The sequence below is a fragment of the Microbulbifer zhoushanensis genome (assembly GCF_021729055.1).
Classification (GTDB): Bacteria; Pseudomonadota; Gammaproteobacteria; order Pseudomonadales; family Cellvibrionaceae; genus Microbulbifer; species Microbulbifer zhoushanensis.
The window spans coordinates 160,941-178,218 of the sequence record NZ_JAJSAO010000001.1 but is presented as its reverse complement, the minus strand read 5'-3'; the positions used below and the strand labels follow the sequence as shown (position 1 = coordinate 178,218).

Here is a 17,278-nt window from a genome sequence, read left to right as displayed (position 1 = left end):
AAGGTTCATCCTAATCAACGGCGCAAAACTGGTTTCACCTGAAACACTCGCCCTTGTCGCCGGCTGTGAGTAGGATATGCCTTCCCTGGGGGTCGCGGCGCGGCCCTGTATAACAGGCACGGTTCAACAGGGCCGGTTCCACAGAGAGTAACAGCGAAAGTTAGTACCATGACCACACAGCAGTTCGACGACCTGAATGTCGTCTCCCAGGAAATCCTGATCAGCCCCGAACAGCTCAAGGCCGAGCTGCCGGTGTCCCCGGCCGCCGAGGCAACCGTGGCAGCCGGTCGCGCCGCCGTACGCGATATCCTTGACCGCAAGGACCATCGCCTGATGGTGGTAATCGGCCCATGCTCTGTTCACGACGTCGACGCCGCCATCGACTACGCGCAGCGCCTGAAAAAAGTGGCCGACCAGGTCTCCGATACCCTGCTGATTGTCATGCGTGTCTACTTTGAAAAGCCCCGCACGACGGTTGGCTGGAAGGGACTGATCAACGACCCCTTCCTGAACGATTCCTTCAAGATCCAGGACGGACTGCATATCGGTCGCAAGCTGTTGCTGGATATCGCCGAGCTGGGCCTGCCTACCGCCACCGAGGCGCTGGACCCGATTTCCCCGCAGTACCTGCAGGACCTGATCTCCTGGTCTGCCATTGGCGCGCGCACCACCGAATCCCAGACCCACCGGGAAATGGCCAGCGGCCTGTCTTCCGCTGTGGGCTTCAAGAACGGAACCGATGGCAGCCTGGATGTGGCCATCAATGCGCTGCAGTCCACCGCGAACCCCCACCGCTTCCTGGGTATCAGCAAGGACGGCCAGGTTTCCATCATCCATACCGCCGGCAACCGCTATGGCCACGTGGTACTTCGTGGGGGCAACGACAAACCCAATTACGATTCCGTCAGTGTCGCCATGTGCGAACAGGAACTGGAGAAAGCCGGCCTGGTCCCCAACATCATGGTCGACTGCAGCCACGCCAACTCCAACAAGAACCACGAGTTGCAGCCACTGGTGGTGGAGAATGTCGCGCACCAGATCATCGACGGCAACAATTCCATCATTGGCATCATGGTGGAAAGCAATTTGAAGGCGGGTAACCAGAAGATCCTGGAGGACCACAGCCAGATGGAGTACGGCGTCTCTGTTACCGACAAGTGCATCGACTGGGAAACCACGGAATCGCTGCTGCTCAAGATGGCGGAACAACTGCGCGATCCCCTGCAGGCGCGGAACAGCTAGTGCCTCCCGTGCGGGCCCGCCAACGGGCCTGCCCCCTCCCTCAACCGCCTTCCCATACCTCTCCCGGGGCCGACTTGAACCCCCGGGGCTGGCTTGCCATTATTTGCCTGGCTGCGCCAACAGGGACCCCGGCATGACAGACAAATCTCCCCTGCAAATACTCTGCCCCGCATGCGGTGCCATCAACAGGATTCCCCCACAGAGGCTCGCTGACCGCCCCCTGTGTGGTAAGTGCCGCACGAGGCTGCTCACCGGTAAACCCATAAGCGCGTGGGACGCCAATTTCGGTCGCCTGGTCGGCGAAACCGGACTGCCTCTGGTGGTGGATTTCTGGGCCTCCTGGTGTGGGCCCTGCCAGCAGTTTGCACCGGTCTTCAGTGACGTAGCCAGCCAAATGGCGACCCGCGTCATATTCGCCAAAGTCGATACGGAGGCCAACCCCCGGACCTCCACGAACTACCAGATTCGCTCCATTCCCACACTGGTGCTGTTCTATGGTGGGAAGGAATTCACGCGGCTTTCCGGCGCCCTCCCCCGGGCACAATTCCAGCAATGGCTGGAGCAACAGCTGGCTACTCTCGGCTTATAGCACTGCAGGAACGATTGCCCCACCTTGCGGGTAAACCCGCCCCTTGCGAAATCCCGAGATCACCACACGGTCGCTTGCTTCATTTACGAATCAGCGTTTACCCTCTTGGCACATAACAACACCAAAGGGTATTTGATATGACCTTACACCTCGAACTCGCTCCTGTTCTCGCACTGTTGGCTGGCGTGGCTATTCTGATCAAGCCGAAGTTACTGAATTACATCGTTGCCGGTTACCTCATTGCCATCGGCCTGATCCAGATTCTCAACATCCACATCTGACCCACCTGCGTCCTACAGCTTGTTCAGCAACCGTGTGTACCGGGTCCACAGTCCCGGTGCATGCCGGTTGGCGGGAGCCGTAACACCTCCCGCATAGCCAAACCCCGCTGGTGCTTTCCCGGACTACTGGCGCCATCCCCCTCCAACCCAACCTCTCGCCCCTTGCCGTACTGTGCTACCTGGAATCCCCACGACGCGGTAACCAGAGAGCAGCGAGCGGCCTGGCCCGCACCCCCGGGTTCCGCCAGGACCAGAAATGTGCACCGCATCAGGTATCACCACGCTTCTCCTGTTAGTGTTTCAGGCAGCTATGATGTCGAAACCGGGGTGCTGGCAATAGCGCGCCAACGACGAGCCCGGAACACTGCCAGACAGCCACGTGAGCGCCCGCAAATTCTGCGTGGGGACGGAGAGGCATTAACCGGGGCGGAACAGGGAAGATAGGAGAATTGAAAAGATACCTGGTGTTACTGCTGGTACCACTGCTACTGGTCGCCTGCGATTTCGACGATCTGCCCGAGTTCAGATTCCAGACCGAAAAACGCAATTACCGCATCGACATGCGCAACCTGGTGCGGGACATCAGCACCTACGCCAGGGATATCGAAGAGGACTTTATTGTTGTCCCACAGGGTGGCACCGGACTGGTTACCAGTGACGGGCGGAGCACCGGGACAATCCAGGGGGCCTACCTGGATGCGGTGGACGGCCTCGGGGTCGAGGGACTGTTTTTCGGTGCCCAAAACGTCGACCAGCCAACGCCCGATGAGGAAAGCCAGCGGCTGCGCGACCTGCTCGACCTGGCGGTCGACAATGCCAGTATCACTGTCCTGGTAACCGACTTCGCCAACAGCCAGCGCAATATCGACGAAGCGTATCGCCTGATCGAGGATGCCGGTTTTACCGGCTTTGTGGCCCCCAGTCGCCAGCTGGATAGCATCCCGGACTACCCGGCCGAGATCCCCGGCCTGAATCGCCGCGATATCGATACGCTGGCGCAGGCCCGCAACTTCCTGCACCTGACCAACCCCCGGCTTTATTCCACGCGCCAGGAGCTTATCGATGCGCTCGCCGCAACGGACTATGACCTGCTGATCCTGGATTTCTTTTTCAACGGCCAGCCGTATACCGCCGCCCAGCTGCAACAGCTGCAACTCAAGCCCGATGGAGGCCGGCGACTCCTGCTGGCCTACATGAGCATCGGCCAGGCCGAGAGCAACCGCTTTTACTGGCAGAACAGCTGGCCCACCAACCCGCCAACCTGGCTGGTGGAGGAAGTGGCCGGTAACCCGGGGAACTACCACGTGCGCTATTGGGAGGACGGGTGGCGGGACATCCTGTTCGGTTCAGGCGATGACTATCTCGACCGGATCCTGGATTCCGCGTTTGACGGGGTCTACCTCGACTACGTGGATGAATACGAGTTCTTTGAGGAGGAATAATCCCGGAGGCATGAACCGGCAAAAAAAAGGCGGGCCCCCTGGGGCCCGCCTTTCGTTTCATGCCTGGAGACGGCTCAATAGTAAGCCTGGGACTTGTCGGTGTGGTCAGTGATGTCCTTCACCCCGACCACTTCCGGAACCTTCTCCTTCAGCGTTTTCTCCACACCCTCTTTCAGGGTCATATCCACCATGCCGCAGCCCTGGCAACCGCCACCAAACTGCAGGACCGCATAGTTGTCCTCGGTGAACTCCACCAGGCTCACCTGGCCACCGTGGGCAGCGAGGCCAGGGTTGATATCGTTGTAGAGGACATAATTGATGCGGTCCTCGATCGGGCTGTCATCAGTGATCTTGGGCATGCGCGAGTTGGGCGCACGGATGGTCAGCTGGCCACCCATCTTGTCCGAGGAGTAGTCCACCTTGGCCTCGTCCAGGTACGGCACAGAACGGCCCTCGAAGAAGGCCTTGAGGCCGTCCAGCTCCATCATTACATCGTCTTCCTGTTCCTCGCCCGGGCGGCAATAGGCAATACAGGTTTCTGCGTTCGGTGTACCCGGATTGGAGACAAACATGCGTATGGCGATGCCCTCGCAATCCTGCTTCTCCAGCAGCTCGCGCAGGTACTCCCGGGCGGACTCTGTAATGGTGACATTCAGTTCTGCAGGTTCTTGTGACATATAACTTCTCAAATAACCGAGTTTCCTTGTCGGGTATTTTACTCTCACTTGCGCCCGAGTTAAACCTGGGCAGTCGCCAGATCGCACCAAATCCGCCCAAATAACCAGTAACTTCCCTTTAAGATCAAGCGGTTATATCGAACCCCAATCACTTTCCGGGCAATGCAGGCGGGCTCCTCCGTGTTAATATGGCCGCCCTGAAATGACTCAGCGACCACAAAGGTTCAGAGCCCATGGCCCAGAGCCAGGCAGCCCGAACACCGGTCCAGACCCGAATGCTTAGCAAGGAATCGTCAATGTCCCAGCAGTCCCGCCGTGAACGCCTCGAGCAACTCCAGTCTGCGCTCGCCCAGCGCATCGTTATCCTGGACGGCGGCATGGGCACCATGATCCAGCGGGAGAAACTGCAGGAAGACGACTTTCGCAGCGCCCGGTTCGCCGACCACCAGGGCGACCTCAAGGGCAATAACGACCTGCTGGTGATCACGCGGCCGGAGCTGGTCGAGCGCCTCCACCGCGACTACCTGGCGGCAGGCGCCGACATTATCGAGACCAACACCTTCAACTCCACCCGCCTGTCCCAGGCCGATTACGACCTGGAAGACCTGGTTCCCGAGCTGAACCGCGCCGCTGCAGAGCTGGCCCGGCGCGTGGCCGATGAGGTGGCGACACCGGACCGGCCCCGCTGGGTCGCCGGTGTACTGGGCCCCACCTCGCGTACCGCAAGTATTTCCCCGGACGTCAATGACCCCGGTGCCCGCAATGTGACTTTCGACGAACTGGTGGAGAACTACCGCGAGGCCGGGCGCGCGCTGATCGAGGGCGGCAGTGACCTGATCCTGATCGAGACCATCTTCGACACCCTGAACGCCAAGGCCGCCATCTACGCCCTGCACAGCCTGTTCGACGACCTGGGCCACGAACTGCCGATCATGATATCCGGCACCATCACCGATGCTTCCGGCCGCACCCTGTCTGGCCAGACCACCGAGGCATTCTATAACTCCATTGCCCACGCACGGCCGCTCAGTGTCGGCCTGAATTGCGCCCTGGGCGCCACCGAACTGCGCCCCTATGTCGAGGCCCTTTCCGGGGTTTGCGCCGAGCATGTTTCTGCCCACCCCAACGCCGGGCTGCCCAACGAGTTTGGAGAGTACGACGAAACACCGGAAGAGACCGCGGCGATCGTGGCGGAGTTCGCCCGCAGCGGCTTTATCAATATCCTCGGCGGCTGTTGCGGCACGACCCCCGAGCACATCGCGGCCATCGCCGCTGCCGTGGCCGATATCGCGCCGCGCAAACTCCCCCAGATCAAGCCAGCCCTGCGCCTGTCGGGCCTGGAGCCCTTTACCGTGGACGAGGACTCCCTGTTCGTCAACGTGGGGGAGCGCTGCAATGTCACCGGCTCTGCGCGCTTCAAGCGCCTGGTCCTCGACGACGACTACGACACCGCGCTGGAGGTGGCCGCCCGGCAGGTGGAGGACGGTGCCCAGGTAATCGACGTCAATATGGATGAGGCGATGCTGGACTCGGTCGCCGCCATGCGCCGCTTCCTGAACCTGGCCGCCACCGAGCCCGAAATCGCCAAAGTGCCGTTTATGGTGGACTCCTCCAAGTGGGAGGTTATCGAGGCCGGCCTGAAGTGCATCCAGGGCAAGCCGATCGTGAACTCCATCAGCCTCAAGGAAGGCGAAGAGGACTTTGTCGACAAGGCCCGCCTGTGCCTGCGTTACGGCGCCGCTGTGGTGGTGATGGCGTTTGACGAGAAAGGCCAGGCGGACACATTCCAGCGCAAGCGGGAAATCTGTGAGCGCAGCTACCGGATCCTGGTGGACCGGGTGGGCTTCAACCCGGGCGATATCATCTTCGACCCGAACATCTTTGCCGTCGCCACCGGTATCGATGAGCACAACAATTACGCGGTGGACTTTATCGAGGCCACCCGCTGGATTCGCCAGAACCTGCCGGGTGCACAGGTGAGTGGTGGGGTCTCCAACGTTTCCTTCTCATTCCGCGGCAACAATCCGGTGCGGGAGGCGATCCACTCGGTATTCCTCTACCACGCCATCAAGGCCGGCCTGAACATGGGCATCGTCAACGCCGGCCAGCTGGCGGTCTACGACGACCTGCCGCAGGAACTGCGCGAGCACGTCGAGGACGTGGTCCTCAACAAGCGACTGGACGGCACCGAGCGGCTGCTGGAGATAGCAGAAAAATATCGCGGCGATGGTGCCGGCCAGGCGCGCAAGGAGGACCTGGGCTGGCGCGAGTGGCCAGTCAACAAGCGCCTCGAGCACGCGCTGGTCAAGGGCATCACCACCTATATCGAGGAAGACACCGAGCTTGCCCGCGAGGCCGCCAGCCGGCCACTGGAGGTGATCGAGGGCCCGCTGATGGACGGCATGAACGTGGTCGGCGACCTGTTTGGCGAGGGCAAGATGTTCCTGCCCCAGGTGGTCAAGTCGGCCCGCGTGATGAAACAGGCAGTGGCCTACCTGCAGCCCTATATCGAGGCGGAGAAGACCGCCGACACCAAGCCCAATGGCCGCATCCTCATGGCGACGGTCAAGGGCGATGTGCACGATATCGGCAAGAATATTGTGGGCGTGGTGCTGGCCTGTAATAACTTCGAGGTGATCGACCTGGGCGTGATGGTCCCCGCAGAGACCATTTTGCAGACCGCGAGGGAAAAACACTGCGACATTATCGGCCTGTCAGGCCTGATCACGCCTTCCCTGGACGAAATGGTCCATGTTGCCGCCGAGATGGAACGCCAGGGTTTCGACCTGCCCCTGCTGATCGGCGGCGCCACCACCTCCAAGGCCCACACGGCAGTGAAGATCGAGCCGCAGTTCAAGCGTAACCAGGTGGTTTACGTTCCCGACGCCTCGCGGGCAGTGGGCGTTGCCAGCAACCTGCTTTCGGACGAGCACCGCCCGGGTTACGTGGCGGGCATCCGCGCAGAGTATGAGAAAGTTCGCCATCGCACGGCCAACCGCAAGCGCAATGACAAGCGCCTGAGTTACGAAGAGGCGCTGGCCGCGGCGCCACAATTCGACTGGCAGGGCTACACCGCGGCGGCCCCCCGCAAGCCTGGCGTCACCGTGCTCGACGATATTCCCCTGGACGCCCTGGTGGACACCATCGACTGGACGCCTTTCTTTATCTCCTGGGACCTGGCCGGCAAGTACCCGGCCATCCTCAACGATGAAGTGGTCGGCGAGGCAGCCACAGACCTGTACAAGAACGCCCGCATGATGCTGCAGCAGATTATCGACAAAAAGCTACTGCGGGCCCGTGCAGTGATCGGCCTGTGGCCGGCCAACAGCGACGGCGATGACGTGGTGGTTTACAGCGATGAGTCCCGTACCACCGAGCTGGCACGACTCCACCAGATGCGCCAGCAGGTGCAGAAGCGCGGCGGCGATGGCTTGTGTCGCTCCCTGGCGGACTTCGTTGCACCTGTGGGCTCCGGCGTGGCCGACTATGTGGGCGGGTTCGCCGTGACTGCCGGTATCGGCGCCGACGAGCTGGCGGCGGAATACGAGGCTGCACATGACGATTACAACGCAATCATGGTCAAGGCCCTGGCGGACCGCCTGGCGGAATCCCTGGCCGAGCACCTGCACCGCCAGGTGCGCACCGACTACTGGGGGTACGCCCCGGACGAATCCCTGAGTAACGAGGAGCTGATCCGCGAGGCCTATACCGGTATCCGCCCTGCCCCGGGTTACCCGGCCTGCCCGGACCATACCGAGAAAGAGACACTCTTCCGGCTGCTGGAAGCCGGGGAAAACGCCGGTATCAGCCTGACCTCCCACTTCGCCATGATGCCGGCGGCGTCGGTGAGCGGCTGGTATTTCGCGCACCCGGAGGCAAAATACTTCAATGTTGGCAAAATCGGCCGCGACCAGCTGGCGAGCCTCGCCGAACGCAAGGGCATGGGCGAGCAGGAACTGGAGCGCTGGTTGCGCCCCAATCTCGACGATTAAGCAATGAACGGGAATCGAGCCCCATGCAGAACGAGCCACAGGAAAACCGGGACAGGGATGGGCAGCGTGACGCTGAAGCGCAAGGCAAGCCCCCCTCATTCGGCCAGGTCGTGCTGAGCACCCTGGCCGCCGCTATCGGAGTCCAGAGCAGCAGGAATCGCGAGCGCGACTTCCGCGGCGGGAATATCAAGACCTATATTGCCGCCGGCATTATCTTCACCGGCCTGTTCGTGCTGACACTGGTGCTGGTGGTGAAACTGGTGCTGGGAAACATGGGCTGACACCAGCGACGCGTGTCACCGGGCTTGCCAGCGGGAGGCAGGAATCGCAGGGGCGTGATCAGCCCACCCGGTACCGCAACTACCCGGGCGGCTGGGGGCTGTGGCAGCTTACTGGGAAGCTACCCAGTAAACACAGGTGACCACAAAAATGGCAACCAGCGCCACCGCGGCGATGGCATCTACAGCATTATCGCTATCATTTGATACAACTACTTCTTCACTCATCGGAAAACTCCGCTTACGCATTATTCTTATTCAGGTAGCTGTGGCCGTTTTGCAACGGTCAGCCAAGTAGAGCAAATAGCCACAGGCAGCGCAAGCGGGTGGCGCACAGCACCGGCCCCGGGCCTGTCCGGCCCCGTCTTGCATATAACCATTAGTTACTGATTTAGCAAAAAATATTGTTATTTTTTGCATAAGCGCGCTGGTATGTTATGCGCCATCGGAGAATCAGCGGAGCTTTTCCCGCTGCTCCGGATTGCGCAAAAAAGGCAATGGAATCAAGCTCTTATGTATCGATATGACGAACGGGACCGGACCATCATCGGCGAACGCGTGGCGCAGTTCCGCGGCCAGACCGAGCGTTACCTTGCCGGTGAACTGAATGAGGAGCAGTTCCTGCCACTGCGCCTGCAGAACGGCCTCTATATCCAGCGCCTGGCCCCCATGCTGCGTATTGCCGTGCCCTACGGGCTGTTGAACAGCGACCAGCTGCGACGCCTGGCGCGCATCAGCCGCGATTACGACAAGGGCTATGCCCACTTCACCACCCGCCAGAACCTGCAATTCAACTGGCCGCGCCTGGAGGATGTGCCGGAAATCCTGGCCGAGCTGGCGGAAGTCGAAATGCATGCGGTGCAGACCAGCGGTAACTGCATCCGCAATACCACCTCGGACCCCTACGCCGGCGTCGCCCGCGATGAAATCGCCGACCCCCGGCCCTACTGCGAGCTGATCCGCCAGTGGTCCACCTTCCATCCGGAATTCGCTTTCCTGCCGCGCAAATTCAAGATAGCCGTCAATGGCGCCAAGGCAGACCGGGCCGCGATCCGGGTACACGATATCGGGGTGCAGGTCATCGAGCGCGACGGCGAGATCGGTTTCCAGGTCTATGTGGGTGGTGGCCAGGGCCGCACCCCGGTGATTGCGGAGCTGATCCGGGACTTCCTCCCGGAGCAGGACCTGCTGTCCTACCTCGAGGCCATTGTACGGGTCTACAACCAGCTGGGCCGCCGTGACAACAAGTACAAGGCCCGCATCAAGATCCTGGTCAAGGCCCTGGGCCCTGAAGAGTTCGGCCGCCGCGTGGAGCGGGAATGGGAGCAGATCAGGGACGGCGCCGACCGCCTGACGCCCGAGGCCCTCGACTGGGCGCGCGCATTCTTCGACGCCCCGGATTACGCCCGGTTTGATGCCGCCGCGACGGAGTCCGACCTGCAGGCGCAGGCGGATGGCGACAAGGCATTTGCACGCTGGCTGGAACGCAACACCTTCCCGCACCGGGTTCCCGGTTACCGGGCCGTGCGGCTGTCCACCAAGCCCACCGGCGTGCCGCCGGGTGACGTAACGGATTCCCAGCTGGAGGCCATTGCCGACCTGGCTGACCGGTTCAGCTTTGGTGAGGCACGGGTCACCCACGACCAGAACGTGGTGCTCGCAGACGTGCAGCAGGACGAGCTCCAGGCCCTGTGGCAGGCCGCCCGCAAGCATGGTTTTGCCACACCCAATATCGGTACCCTGACCGACATGATCTGCTGCCCCGGCGGCGATTTCTGCTCACTGGCCAACGCCAAGTCGATCCCTGTGGCAGAGGCGATCCAGCGCCGCTTCGACGATATGGATTACCTCTACGACCTGGGTGACCTGAACCTGAACATCTCCGGCTGTATGAATGCCTGTGGCCACCACCATGTGGGCCATATCGGCATCCTCGGCGTGGACAAGAAGGGAGAGGAGTTCTACCAGGTGCAGCTGGGGGGCAGCTCGTCGGAGAATGCCAGCCTGGGCAAAGTGCTGGGTCCCAGTTTCTCCCGGGCCGAGGTCCCCGACGTGATCGGCACAATCCTCAATATCTACGTGGAGCAGCGCCGCCCGGACGAGCTGTTCCTGGATACCTACCAGCGCATTGGCCTGCAGCCATTCAAGGAGAGAGTCTATGCCAAAGCCTAAAGCCGGACCGCAACCCCAGAACCCGGCCCAGCTGATCCGCGGTGGCGCTGTCGCCAGTAATGAATGGCGACTGCTGCCAGCCAGCGATGAGGCCCCGGAGATCACCGCCGATACGCTGGCTCCGGGCAAGGTCATATTGCCTTTCCCGGTCTGGCAACGACTGCGCGAGGACCTGTCCGACCGCAGCGGGGAGATCGGCGTATGGCTCGACAGCAACGAGACCGCCGACCTGCTCGGTGAGGCGGCCCGCGAGCTGCCCCTGGTTGCCGTGCATTTCCCGGCGTTCGCCGATGGCCGCGGCTTTACCACTGGCAGGCTCCTGCGCGAGCGCTTTGGCTTTACCGGCGAGCTGCGTGCTGTGGGCGCCTTTATCCGCGACCAGCTGACATACCTGCGCCGCTGCGGTTTTGACGCTTATGCCTACGAGGGCGAGGAGTCCCTGGAAGACCTGCTCCCGTCCCTGCATGACTTCAGCGACAGCTACCAGGCCGCCGTGGACGAATCCCGGCCCATCTTTCGCCGCCGCCCCCTGGCGGGATAACACCCTGCCCGTCGGCGACGACGGGCCCCTCCCTCCCCCTGGTCGTCCGCAGGGCGCGTCCCAGGTTCCACCACCCCCCTGGGACCCGCCCGGGGGCTGGATTTCCGCTCGCCAACAGTCCAATATGCCCGCCGTAATTGACCCGCGCGGTACTGTGCAAAATTCAGGCACCGCCGATGACTAGCCAATACAGAGCGAGAACAATGCAAGTCGAGTCTGTAGATACTCTTTTGAAATCCAGCGGTCGCGAGGGCGAACAGGCCCGGCTGCAGGGCTGGATCCGTACCCGCCGCGACTCCAAGGCCGGGCTGTCCTTCCTGGCGGTCCACGATGGCAGCTGCTTCGATCCCCTGCAGGTGGTGGTCGAGTCATCCATCAGCAACTACCAGTCCGAGGTTTTGCGCCTTACCACCGGCTGTGCCGTCGATATTGTCGGCACCATCAAGCCGTCCGAGGGCAAGGGCCAGGCAATCGAGCTGCTGGCGAGCGAAGTCCATGTAGTGGGCTGGGTCGAGGACCCGGACACCTATCCCATGTCCCCCAAGCGCCATACCATGGAGCACCTGCGCGAACACGCGCACCTGCGCCCGCGCACCAACGTGGGCGGCGCCGTGGCCCGCGTGCGCAACTGCATCGCCCAGGCGATCCACCGCTTTTTCCACGAGCAGGGATTCAACTGGATACACACCCCGATCATCACCGCATCCGACTGCGAGGGCGCCGGCGAGCTGTTCCGCGTCAGCACCCTGGACCTGGAGAACCTGCCGCGCACCGACAAGGGTGCGGTGGATTTCAATGAGGATTTCTTTGGCGAGGAGACTTTCCTCACCGTGTCCGGCCAGCTGAATGTGGAGAGCTACTGCCTGGCTCTATCGAAGGTGTACACCTTCGGCCCGACCTTCCGCGCGGAAAACTCCAACACCACCCGCCACCTGGCGGAATTCTGGATGGTGGAGCCCGAGATCGCCTTCGCCGAACTGGCTGATATCGCAGCGCTGTCAGAGAAGATGCTGAAATACGTGTGCAAGGCAGTACTGGAAGAGCGTGCCGATGACATGGCATTCTTTGCCCAGCGCATCGACAAGGAAGCCATCAGCCGGCTGGAAAACATCGTCGAGAACGACTTTGCACGTATCAATTACTCCGAGGCCATCGAGATCCTGGAGAACTGCAAGGAGAAGTTCGAGTTCCCGGTTTCCTGGAGTATCGACCTGGCTTCCGAGCACGAACGCTACCTGGCCGAGAAGCATTTCAAAAAGCCCGTTGTGGTAATGAACTACCCCAAGGACATCAAGGCGTTTTACATGCGCATGAATGACGACGGCAAGACCGTCGCGGCGATGGATGTCCTCGCCCCGGGTATTGGTGAAATCATCGGTGGTTCACAGCGTGAGGAGCGACTGGACAAGCTTGACGCGCGCATGGACGAAATGGAAATCCCCAAAGAGCACCTGGACTGGTACCGGGACCTGCGTCGTTACGGCACCGTACCCCACGCGGGCTTCGGCCTGGGCTTCGACCGGATCGTGTCTTACGTCACCGGCATGGGCAATATCCGCGACGTGATCCCCTTCCCGCGCACACCGCGCAACGCAGCCTTCTGATCGCTATCAACTGACCGATAGCGCACCGCCAGAGCCCCGGCCCGAAGCCGGGGCTTTTTGTTTCTGGCGCGACCAGAAAACTGGTGACCGCCCTGACCTAGGGCCGGTCCCCGCATTGGGCGAACGCGCTGCGGTGCTGTTGCTGGCCTGCATACCAGCGACTGTCAACGCATCTCAGGGGGGCGTCCGCGCTGCCGGCAGGCTGCAACAGCAGCTCGCCATCGCCCAGCTCCAGGGTCAGGGATGCCCCCGCATAGCGCCTGCCCGGGACACCCCCGGGGGGCACCATAAAGATATCCCGGCCGCGGAACGCTGCTGTCAGTGAGGGGACGCTGGTATCGTAAAATCGCAGGGTCAGGGCTTCGCCACGACAGTCATACCGGGTTACCCGCGCGGGGCCAGCCAGCGCCAGCTCAACCTGCAATTCGGCGATGCGGCGACGATAGTGGCGCAATGCACAGGTGCGAGGGTTTTCCGCCTGCCAGCAGCCATTGCGCGATTCCAGCCAGTCGCGCTGGGAGGCCTGCAGGCGCTTGCGCGCCGCCCCACCGAGATCCCGCAAGGTCGCGGCGCCGTCCATCACCTCCCGCAGCACGCGATCCAGGGCGCCCAGCTCCGCGTCCTGGCACACCAGGTTTTCTATTGCCAGGCCTGAAAGGTCTCCGCAACTGACCCGGCTCGCCGCCCCCTGGGCATCCATGGCCAGTAACGAAAGAACCCATAGCGCGAGGAAACAACCGACCAGGGGCATTGCCCTGCGCCGAAAACCTGAGACAGACATCACTTCTCACCGTCTTGGAATTCGTCTTTTACCAATCTAGCACTGGCGCAGGAATCTTTCCTGTTGACCCGGAAGTTCACCGACTGAAAGCCGCTGTGGAAATACAGGAATTCAACACCGGCATGCAGCACTCGGCCAGATCTGGGCTGCTATGCTGCAAAAACCTGATGTTTATATACCTGCCCACGGGGAGTGACATGGCCAGGCAGTTTTTTGTTTTTGGGCTCGCGCCCCTGCACCGCGAGTACCTGAATGCGGTGCGCGGTGCAGAACAGTTCCACTGGCATAAACTCTTTACCGACGACGAGATCGTCTGGTTTCCCGAACGGCCCATGGCGCAACTGCTCGACGACGCCGAACAGCAGGTCAGCGCCTACAACGGCGAGCTCGCCGGCATCATCAACCACTGGGACTTCCCCTCCAGCACCCTGCACCCCATCCTCTGCCGGCAACACGGCCTGCGCTCGGCAGACCTGCTGGCGGTGCTGAAATGCGAGCACAAGTACTGGAGCCGGCTGGAACAGCGTGCCGCCCTGCCCGACTGGATACCGGACTTCTGCCCGGTGGACCCGTTTGGGGACGATCCCCTGGGCCAACTCCAGTTCGGCTTCCCGTTCTGGCTCAAGCCAGTGGTCAGCCACTCCTCCCAGCTCGGCTTCCGGGTCGAGGACGAAGCGGGCTTCCACCGCGCAATCGGCATTATTCGCGGCGAGATCCGCCAGCTGGGGGAGCTGCTCAATTACGCCCTCGACCGGGTCGACATTCCGCCCGAGGTCGGTTCAGTGGATGGCAACTGGTGCCTGGCGGAAAAGCTCCTGAGCGGCAAGCAATGCGGTATCGAGGGCACCATGATCAATGGGCGCTACCGGGTTCACGGGATTGTCGATACCGTCAAGGACAGCCGCAACCAGAGTTTCACCCGCTACGAATACCCGTCAGTGTGGCCGGATTATGCGCAGGAAAAGATCTGTGCCGCCGGCGAGCGCCTGTTGCGCCAGATCGGCTTCGACAACTCCGCCTTCGGGATCGAGTTCTTCTGGGACCCGGCCACCGACAGTTTCCGGGTGCTGGAAATCAATACCCGGATTTCCCAGTCCCACAGTGACCAGTTCGTCAAGGTCCACGGCGTCTCGAACCACGAAGCGGCCCTGGACGTCGCGCTCGACCGCGTCACGGACTTTTCCATACTCCAGGGCCCGTTCAGGTGTGCCGCAAAATTCATGTTGCGCCGCTATCACGACACCGTCGTCACCCGCGTCCCCCCGGAGGCGGAAATACGGGCCCTGGAAGCGTCAATCCCCGGTTGCCGCATCCACCCGATCGTAGAAGAGGGCCAGCAACTGAGCGACCTGCCAGGCCAGGACAGCTACAGTTATGAGATAGCCGATATCTGCCTGGGCGCCCAGGACCAGGATGAACTCCTGGAAACCTACCGGAAACTGGCCGGCCAGCTGAGATTCGAATTTGCAGACGGGCGCAGTTTCGAGCCGTTCCAGTTCGAGAGCGTTCGCTTCTGAAATCAGCGTTCACGCAAGCCTTCGCCTGGGGAGTGTCGATGCGGGTAGTGACCGAATTCCCGTGCAAGATCACCGCGATCGAACATATCGAAATCCCGCTGGCGGACGGCGGCTGGCTGGCGGCGCGTATCTGGATGCCGGAGGATGCCCCCCAGCGGCCGGTACCGGCCATCATGGAATATATTCCCTACCGCAAGCGGGATAAAACGCGCCTGCGTGACTCCATCATGCACCCCTACTATGCCGGGCATGGTTACGCCTGTGTGCGCGTGGACCTCCGTGGCAGCGGCGAGTCCAGCGGCGTCATGATCGACCAGTATCGGGAGCAGGAGCTCAGCGACGCGGTGGAGGCCATTGACTGGATTGCGCGGCAACCCTGGTGTGACGGCAGTGTCGGCATGCAGGGTATTTCCTGGGGCGGGTTCAATGCCCTGCAGGTGGCCGCGCGGCGCCCCGGACCGCTCAGGGCCATCGTGTCCTGCTGCTCCACCGACGACCTTTACGTCGACAACATGCATTACATGGGCGGCTGTCTGCTCACCGACAACCTGTCGGAGGCCACCACCATGTTCTCCATCAATACCTGCCCACCGGACCCCGAACTGGTGGGCGACCGGTGGCGCGATATGTGGCTGGAGCGACTGCGCGGCAGTGGCCTGTGGCTGGATATCTGGCTGCGCCACCAGTACCGGGATGGCTACTGGGAACACGGTTCCGTCAGCGAGAACTACCACGCCATCCAGGTCCCGACGATGCTGGTGGGCGGCTGGGCCGATGGTTATACCAACGCCATCTTCCGACTGCTGCAGCACCTGCAGGGGCCCCGCATGGCCCTGATCGGCCCCTGGGGCCACAAGTATCCCCACCAGGGAATACCGGGCCCGGCCATCGACTTCCTCGGCGAGGCATTGCGCTGGTGGGACCAGTGGCTCAAGGGAGAAGAAACCGGTATTACCCGCGAACCCACCCTGCGGGCGTGGATGCAGGACAGTGTTCCCCCCACCACATACTACTGGCAGCGGCCGGGGCGCTGGGTCGGCGAGGACAGCTGGCCCTCGGACAATATCATCGAGCGTGTCTACGATCTCTCCGCCTACCGGATACTGTTCGGCAACGAGCCACCCTGTGTGATGGAGAATGTGCTCAGCGTACAGTCCCCCCTCAGCGTTGGCCTGTTCGCCGGTAAATGGTGCTCGTACACCGCCGCCCCCGACCTGCCCCACGACCAGCGCCAGGAGGATGGCGGAGCGCTGGTATTCCAGAGCGCACCCCTGCAGGACGACATCGAGATCCTTGGCGCACCGCGCATGGAGATTGAACTCTCCTCATCGCAACCGATGGCGATGGTCGCGGTGCGGCTCTCGGATGTAAATCCCAACGGGGCCGCGACCCGGGTTACCTACGGCCTGTTCAACCTGGCCCACAGGCACGGGCACGACAAACCCGCAGAGCTGGTGCCGGGAATGAAATACCGCATCAACGTGGCAATGAACCATGTCGCCCAGGTATTCCCGAAGGGCCACCGACTGCGGGTGAGCGTATCGACTTCCTACTGGGCCCTGGCCTGGCCGCCACCACGGCCGGTCAGGCTGGATATTTACTGCTCCTCCAGCAACCTGGTGCTGCCATTGCGCAAGCCCCGCGCCAGCGATGCGGATATCCAGTTCGACGAACCGGTGGGAGCAAAGCCGGAACAATCTGAATATATCAAGTCCCCACACAATAACTGGCTGGTGCATTCAGACCTGGCCGAGGATATCTGGACCCTGGAGGTGATCAAGGATGACGGCCTGATCCGCATCGATGAGATCGACCTGGAGTTCGCCAGCCGCATCTGGAACTGGTACACGTTCCAGGAAAACGACTTCAACTCCCTGAAGGGCGAGACCCGTACCGAACGCACTTTTTCCCGTGGCGACTGGTCTGTGCGCACCACCACACGCACAGTGCTCACTGCGGATGCGGACTTTTTCTATATCCACGCACAACTGGATGCCTGGGAGGGCGATGGCCGGGTGTACGCGGAAAACTGGCAACGGAAGATCCCCCGGGATTTCCTCTGACCAGTTCACTGGCCGGTGCCTGCAGGCTGTTCCTTTCTGCTTTCTTCATTTCCCGGATCCGGCAAGCAATGCTATGTTGTCTGCCCGGACGCCGGCGCG

13 protein-coding genes are annotated in these 17,278 nt (G+C 61.8%); 11 read left to right on the top strand and 2 right to left on the bottom strand.

Going from position 1 to position 17,278, the window contains the following annotated elements; all coding sequences use genetic code 11:
* Positions 1 to 168 precede the first annotated feature (168 nt).
* The 4 genes from LVD10_RS00765 to LVD10_RS00750 all read left to right on the top strand — a co-directional run bounded on the left by LVD10_RS00765 (position 169) and on the right by LVD10_RS00750 (position 3,554).
* Positions 169 to 1,242, top strand: a complete 1,074-nt coding sequence (locus LVD10_RS00765; protein WP_232942289.1) for a 3-deoxy-7-phosphoheptulonate synthase — start codon at positions 169 to 171, stop codon at positions 1,240 to 1,242.
* Between the two features lie 133 nt (positions 1,243 to 1,375).
* On the top strand, positions 1,376 to 1,831 hold the full coding sequence (trxC, locus tag LVD10_RS00760; RefSeq protein ID WP_237061396.1) for a thioredoxin TrxC: 456 nt from the start codon (positions 1,376 to 1,378) through the stop codon (positions 1,829 to 1,831).
* A gap of 137 nt (positions 1,832 to 1,968) precedes the next feature.
* Complete coding sequence (locus LVD10_RS00755; protein ID WP_232942285.1) at positions 1,969 to 2,112, top strand: DUF3096 domain-containing protein; 144 nt, start codon at positions 1,969 to 1,971, stop codon at positions 2,110 to 2,112.
* 449 nt (positions 2,113 to 2,561) lie between these two features.
* On the top strand, positions 2,562 to 3,554 hold the full coding sequence (locus tag LVD10_RS00750; RefSeq protein ID WP_237061394.1) for an endo alpha-1,4 polygalactosaminidase: 993 nt from the start codon (positions 2,562 to 2,564) through the stop codon (positions 3,552 to 3,554).
* Positions 3,555 to 3,628: 74 nt separating this feature from the next.
* Here LVD10_RS00750 and nfuA read toward each other — a convergent pair whose 3' ends face one another.
* Positions 3,629 to 4,231: a Fe-S biogenesis protein NfuA gene (nfuA, locus tag LVD10_RS00745; protein WP_232942281.1), complete on the bottom strand. Its 603-nt coding sequence runs from the start codon at positions 4,229 to 4,231 to the stop codon at positions 3,629 to 3,631.
* A gap of 296 nt (positions 4,232 to 4,527) precedes the next feature.
* On the opposite strand from nfuA, the gene metH reads away from it, so the two are divergent.
* From metH to asnS, 5 genes are all read left to right on the top strand, one after another.
* Positions 4,528 to 8,223: a methionine synthase gene (gene metH / locus LVD10_RS00740; protein ID WP_237061392.1), complete on the top strand. Its 3,696-nt coding sequence runs from the start codon at positions 4,528 to 4,530 to the stop codon at positions 8,221 to 8,223.
* Positions 8,224 to 8,246: 23 nt separating this feature from the next.
* Positions 8,247 to 8,504 carry a DUF2970 domain-containing protein gene (locus LVD10_RS00735; protein WP_237061390.1) on the top strand — a complete coding sequence of 86 codons (258 nt, stop codon included), beginning with the start codon at positions 8,247 to 8,249 and terminating at the stop codon, positions 8,502 to 8,504.
* Positions 8,505 to 9,014: 510 nt separating this feature from the next.
* Positions 9,015 to 10,673 (top strand): nitrite/sulfite reductase, encoded by a 1,659-nt coding sequence (locus LVD10_RS00730; RefSeq protein WP_237061388.1) that lies wholly within the window; start codon positions 9,015 to 9,017, stop codon positions 10,671 to 10,673.
* Positions 10,660 to 11,214: a DUF934 domain-containing protein gene (locus LVD10_RS00725; protein ID WP_232942273.1), complete on the top strand. Its 555-nt coding sequence runs from the start codon at positions 10,660 to 10,662 to the stop codon at positions 11,212 to 11,214. The genes LVD10_RS00730 and LVD10_RS00725 overlap by 14 nt, the downstream gene beginning before the upstream one ends.
* 203 nt (positions 11,215 to 11,417) lie before the next feature.
* Positions 11,418 to 12,818, top strand: coding sequence for an asparagine--tRNA ligase (gene asnS, locus LVD10_RS00720; protein ID WP_237061386.1), 1,401 nt, complete (start codon positions 11,418 to 11,420; stop codon positions 12,816 to 12,818).
* A 97-nt stretch (positions 12,819 to 12,915) separates the two neighbouring features.
* Here asnS and LVD10_RS00715 read toward each other — a convergent pair whose 3' ends face one another.
* Positions 12,916 to 13,569 carry a lysozyme inhibitor LprI family protein gene (locus LVD10_RS00715; protein WP_232942269.1) on the bottom strand — a complete coding sequence of 218 codons (654 nt, stop codon included), beginning with the start codon at positions 13,567 to 13,569 and terminating at the stop codon, positions 12,916 to 12,918.
* 227 nt (positions 13,570 to 13,796) lie between these two features.
* On the opposite strand from LVD10_RS00715, the gene LVD10_RS00710 reads away from it, so the two are divergent.
* A complete protein-coding gene (locus LVD10_RS00710) occupies positions 13,797 to 15,116 on the top strand; it encodes an ATP-grasp domain-containing protein (RefSeq protein WP_237061384.1) in 1,320 nt (439 codons plus the stop codon).
* Positions 15,117 to 15,154: 38 nt separating this feature from the next.
* Positions 15,155 to 17,179: a CocE/NonD family hydrolase gene (locus LVD10_RS00705; protein ID WP_232942265.1), complete on the top strand. Its 2,025-nt coding sequence runs from the start codon at positions 15,155 to 15,157 to the stop codon at positions 17,177 to 17,179.
* Positions 17,180 to 17,278 lie beyond the last annotated feature (99 nt).

What these genes read in the sequence shown, in the direction of transcription:
- LVD10_RS00765 (WP_232942289.1), top strand. Translation starts at nt 169, where the DNA reads ATGACCACACAGCAGTTCGACGACCTGAATGTCGTCTCCCAGGAAATC.
- trxC (WP_237061396.1), top strand. Translation starts at nt 1,376, where the DNA reads ATGACAGACAAATCTCCCCTGCAAATACTCTGCCCCGCATGCGGTGCC.
- LVD10_RS00755 (WP_232942285.1), top strand. Translation starts at nt 1,969, where the DNA reads ATGACCTTACACCTCGAACTCGCTCCTGTTCTCGCACTGTTGGCTGGC.
- nfuA (WP_232942281.1), bottom strand. Translation starts at nt 4,231, where the DNA reads ATGTCACAAGAACCTGCAGAACTGAATGTCACCATTACAGAGTCCGCC.
- metH (WP_237061392.1), top strand. Translation starts at nt 4,528, where the DNA reads ATGTCCCAGCAGTCCCGCCGTGAACGCCTCGAGCAACTCCAGTCTGCG.
- LVD10_RS00735 (WP_237061390.1), top strand. Translation starts at nt 8,247, where the DNA reads ATGCAGAACGAGCCACAGGAAAACCGGGACAGGGATGGGCAGCGTGAC.
- LVD10_RS00730 (WP_237061388.1), top strand. Translation starts at nt 9,015, where the DNA reads ATGTATCGATATGACGAACGGGACCGGACCATCATCGGCGAACGCGTG.
- LVD10_RS00725 (WP_232942273.1), top strand. Translation starts at nt 10,660, where the DNA reads ATGCCAAAGCCTAAAGCCGGACCGCAACCCCAGAACCCGGCCCAGCTG.
- asnS (WP_237061386.1), top strand. Translation starts at nt 11,418, where the DNA reads ATGCAAGTCGAGTCTGTAGATACTCTTTTGAAATCCAGCGGTCGCGAG.
- LVD10_RS00715 (WP_232942269.1), bottom strand. Translation starts at nt 13,569, where the DNA reads ATGCCCCTGGTCGGTTGTTTCCTCGCGCTATGGGTTCTTTCGTTACTG.
- LVD10_RS00710 (WP_237061384.1), top strand. Translation starts at nt 13,797, where the DNA reads ATGGCCAGGCAGTTTTTTGTTTTTGGGCTCGCGCCCCTGCACCGCGAG.
- LVD10_RS00705 (WP_232942265.1), top strand. Translation starts at nt 15,155, where the DNA reads ATGCGGGTAGTGACCGAATTCCCGTGCAAGATCACCGCGATCGAACAT.